Below are 3,866 nucleotides of genomic sequence, written 5' to 3'. Positions count from 1 at the left end.
CTTAAGTTCCTACGTATATCTTAATCTTACTCTGCTCTTTTGTTCTTTCTATTAATTCTGAATTAAGTTAATGGAAATCAAACTTAGGACGTATAACAATTATGGCTCTTGCGTTAATTATTTAATATTCTCTGCAAATATTTAACTATCTTGGTTATTGAAAATAACGTAAAGCTTGCCCTTCTGAGTCTCACGCAGCTCTGAATAATTTGGAACTAAGAAGAGAAGTCTGAACTTGTCGCTGCTGCCCTCAGCGCGCTGCGCCAAACGCAACAATCGTTATACTAACCCGTTAGGCAACATTTGAACGAAAATCGTGCTAAACAACAAACACACTAATTGAAAAGGGTTGTTCACTCAATTAGGCTTCTAAGAAACTTATTGAAATCATAGTTTTGGCAAAAGAAATGAAACTTGAAATAACCAAAACGAAACAAATGAAAAATTTAGGATTTTTAATTATTATCGGATTTTTGACCTTACAAAGTCATTCTCAAAACAAAAACTTTATTGACCAACCTTTTTTAGAAACAATAGCTGAAATTGACACTTTGGTTACACCAGATAAAATTCATTTGGTAATTATACTAAACGAAGAAGATAATCGAAATCGAAAATCAACGGAGGAAATAGAAGCATCAATGTTACGAGTATTGAACTCATTAAAAATAGATTTGGAAAAAAATCTTTCCGTTTTAGATTATAGTAGCGACTTCAAGAAATACTTTTTAAGCGGACAAAAAATTCTAAAAACGAAAATGTACTCGTTAATTGTTAACGACGCTCAGACTGTTGGAAAAGTTATGGCAGGACTAGAACGTGAAGAAATATCAAACGTATCTATTACGAAAACTGAATATTCAAAATCTCACCAATTATTACTTGACCTAAAATCAAAAGCTATTATAAAAGCAAAACAAAATGCCGAAAAAATGGTCGAACCTTTAAATCAAAAAGTTGGTAAAGCGATATACATTTCGGATTTAGAAACTGAATCAATAACAAGCCAATTACAAGGAAAAGTAGCTGGAGTTCAAATCAGAGGATATTCAAGCATTTATGGAAGTCGTGCACAAGAAGATATCGTAATAGATTTTGAGAAAATGAAATTTTCCTCAAAAGTAAAAGTGAAATTTATAATAGAATAAAAAACGTTGCCTAACAACGTATAACAATTATTACTCTTGCGGGAATTACTAGATAATTTCTACAAATAATTAGCTATATTGGTTTCTGAAAAATAACGTAAAGCTTGCCCTTCTGAGTCTCACGCAGCTCTGAATAATTTGGAACTAAGGAGAGAATGAAGAACTTGTCGCTGCTGCCCTCAGCGCGCTGCGCCAAACGCAACAATCGTTATACAAACCCGTTGTAGCACATTAGATGAAGATCCTCATTATTTACATATTTCTTGTTTCAATTTTATTTTCCTGTAACCAGAAAGATGAATTTGATAATCGAGAACCTTTTAAGATAAATAGAAATCTAAATTGTGATTTACTAATTCAAAAAGGTTACACTCGAATATTTGGAGAAGATGTAATATTAATTGGCAAAAGAACTAGTGATACTCTAATCTACTATCAAATTGAATATCCGATTAGAGAAATTGAACTAAGCCAAACTGATTCTGAATCGGATGATTATCCGTCGACTGAAAAACCACGAGATATTTGTGACGACGGAACAGTATATTGGAGAAACTTCGAATTGAAATTGGATAGTACAAGAGCTTTCAATTTCAATAGCGAAATTGATAAAACAATGTTTAAGATTTTGCCTGCAAGTTATGAATTGGGAGAGTCAAATTATATTAAAGATGCATATCGAGTAATCAATTTAATTGACAAGGACACTTTTGAATGTTCAATTACAAAAAGAAATGGTGAATGGATTTTTCAGAGTAGCATCACTATCAACGGAAAATAACGTGCTACAACACCGTATATTCCCCATCGCTTAATTTTGACCTAAGAGAAAACTCTCAATAATTAATTAACTATATTAGTCATACGAAAATTACGTTACGCTTGTCTTGCTGAGTCTCACGCGACGAAGTCAAATTGGGAACTAAACTAGAAAAATGAACGTGTCGTCGCTTCAAGCCTCACACTTCGCCAAGCGCAACGAGCAATATACAAACCCGTTGGCAGTAATTTGACTAAAAAACTCACTTTTTATCTTGAAATAGAGAAGCTGCATTGATTAATGGGTAAACCTCATTTTGAGCAATTGTTCCTTTTAATTTTTCAGACAAAATACCTCGAACCGTAGAAATTGATAGTGAAACTATATTATGTAAAACAGGATCAGGAATATCATAAGTGTCATCATCTTCAATTTTAACTACTTCTTCAAATGGTTTAATATTAAATGAGTTTTCCACTTTAAGTTCTGCAAAATGTTCTTTAGTTTCGAGAACGATTAGCTTAACATTAACAATACACACTAACTTATCTTCTTCCTTTTCAACTCTAAATTGAAAGTTACTTTGAAATTCAATTAATGGTTTCTCGTCTTTATTAAATTTCTTCTCTAAATCAAATTGAGAATATTTACTTACATTGATTTCAGCATATCTCAAATTAAATGTTATATTTTTTTTATCCATTACGATTCTAATGTTAAGTACTCTGAATCAAATTCAAAAAATTCATTTGCTTTACTCTCAAAGGAAAAATTATTTTCAGAATGTGTTAAACCCAAAATATTAATATTTATTTCAATATGTGAATTAGAAATTCTAGATATATAGTTACTAGTGTTTTTAGATTTAATCTTAAAGTCAATTTTTATATCATAAACTTTTTCAAACCTATTTATAAATGCTGCATTGAACTTTTTAGTTCCAGACATTAACTGACTTATAAATGCTTCAGAATAATCTAAATTATCAGCGAGATCACGTTGACTAATTTGATTAATATCTAAAAAGTCATCAACTTCTTTCATTAATCTTAAACTAACTAAAGCCTCATCAATTTTAGTTCTATTATTCTCTTTATAAGAAGATAATGAATTTGATTGTTCGATTAATTCTTTCATTTTAATAATTTTTGAATTGAAATTTTATGAATTGATTCAATTGTTGTAGTTAATTTTTTTGTGTTTTGTTGAGATTGTTTCTTTCCATATCTACAAATATAGAGCTCTCTGTAACCTCTTGATTTGCAGCACAAAGTGTAAAACCTATGAATATCAACTTTAATGGCATAAATATCACCTAAATCACATTTGGACTCAAAGTTAAATTGTGCTTTGTTAGCTATATTTTGTTTAACTGCCTCAAGAACAATTACAAATTTATTTATCAATTTAGCATTTCTATTTATCTCTGTAAATTTTTTAGTAACATCAGAATTACTTCCATTCAAGTATACCTTGAATTTATATTCATCACAAAAGTCGATTAAATAGAAATTTTCCAAAAACTTAACCTATTAGTTAAGTGCAAATGTATAACATTAAAATCAATTACGAAATACCAAATGTTAAATAAAATAAAAACTACTGCCAACACGGTATATCGCTCATTTCTTGCATTATTACTGGGTTTATGAGCAGTACAAATATTTAACTTAACTTAGTATCTGAATAAATCGAACTCGCTTGCCCTTCTGAGTCTCACGCAGCTCCGAATAATTTGGTGCCGAGGCTAAGGTTAAAGTTCAAGCTGCTGCCTCCAGCGCGCTGCGCCAGGCGAAACAAGCGATATACTTAACCGTTACCTACAATTGTGAAAAAAAATTTACTATCAATAATCTTTATAGCTCTAATAATAAGTTGCAACACGAAAAAAAACTCGTTAGAAAGAGAAAAGCTATACGGCCATTGGTATCTGATTGATAACCCTGATGTAATGTTTG

The 3,866-nt window shown here is 30.7% G+C and carries 5 protein-coding genes; 2 read left to right on the top strand and 3 right to left on the bottom strand.

Annotation, left to right across the window (positions count from 1 at the left end; all coding sequences use genetic code 11):
• The first annotated feature begins 395 nt into the window (after nucleotides 1–395).
• Together BLQ00_RS17070 and BLQ00_RS17065 are read left to right on the top strand one after the other, a co-directional pair.
• Nucleotides 396–1,148, top strand: a complete 753-nt coding sequence (locus BLQ00_RS17070; RefSeq protein WP_229792670.1) for an SIMPL domain-containing protein — start codon at nucleotides 396–398, stop codon at nucleotides 1,146–1,148.
• 235 nt (nucleotides 1,149–1,383) lie between these two features.
• On the top strand, nucleotides 1,384–1,929 hold the full coding sequence (locus BLQ00_RS17065; RefSeq protein ID WP_093145528.1) for a hypothetical protein: 546 nt from the start codon (nucleotides 1,384–1,386) through the stop codon (nucleotides 1,927–1,929).
• 241 nt (nucleotides 1,930–2,170) lie between these two features.
• On the opposite strand, the gene BLQ00_RS17060 is transcribed toward BLQ00_RS17065, so the two are convergent.
• The 3 genes from BLQ00_RS17060 to BLQ00_RS17050 are packed head-to-tail and all read right to left on the bottom strand — an operon-like array spanning nucleotide 2,171 to nucleotide 3,428.
• A complete protein-coding gene (locus BLQ00_RS17060; protein WP_093145527.1) occupies nucleotides 2,171–2,611 on the bottom strand; it encodes a hypothetical protein in 441 nt (146 codons plus the stop codon).
• Nucleotides 2,611–3,045 (bottom strand): helix-turn-helix domain-containing protein, encoded by a 435-nt coding sequence (locus BLQ00_RS17055; RefSeq protein ID WP_093145526.1) that lies wholly within the window; start codon nucleotides 3,043–3,045, stop codon nucleotides 2,611–2,613. Before BLQ00_RS17055 ends, BLQ00_RS17060 begins: the two co-directional genes overlap by 1 nt.
• Complete coding sequence (locus BLQ00_RS17050; RefSeq protein ID WP_093145525.1) at nucleotides 3,042–3,428, bottom strand: hypothetical protein; 387 nt, start codon at nucleotides 3,426–3,428, stop codon at nucleotides 3,042–3,044. Before BLQ00_RS17050 ends, BLQ00_RS17055 begins: the two co-directional genes overlap by 4 nt.
• Between the last annotated feature and the right edge of the window lie 438 nt (nucleotides 3,429–3,866).

The sequence above is a fragment of the Ulvibacter litoralis genome, from assembly GCF_900102055.1.
In the GTDB taxonomy this organism is placed as follows: Bacteria; Bacteroidota; Bacteroidia; order Flavobacteriales; family Flavobacteriaceae; genus Ulvibacter; species Ulvibacter litoralis.
The sequence above is the reverse complement of the archived record's forward strand: the minus strand, read 5'-3'. Positions and strand labels throughout refer to the sequence as shown.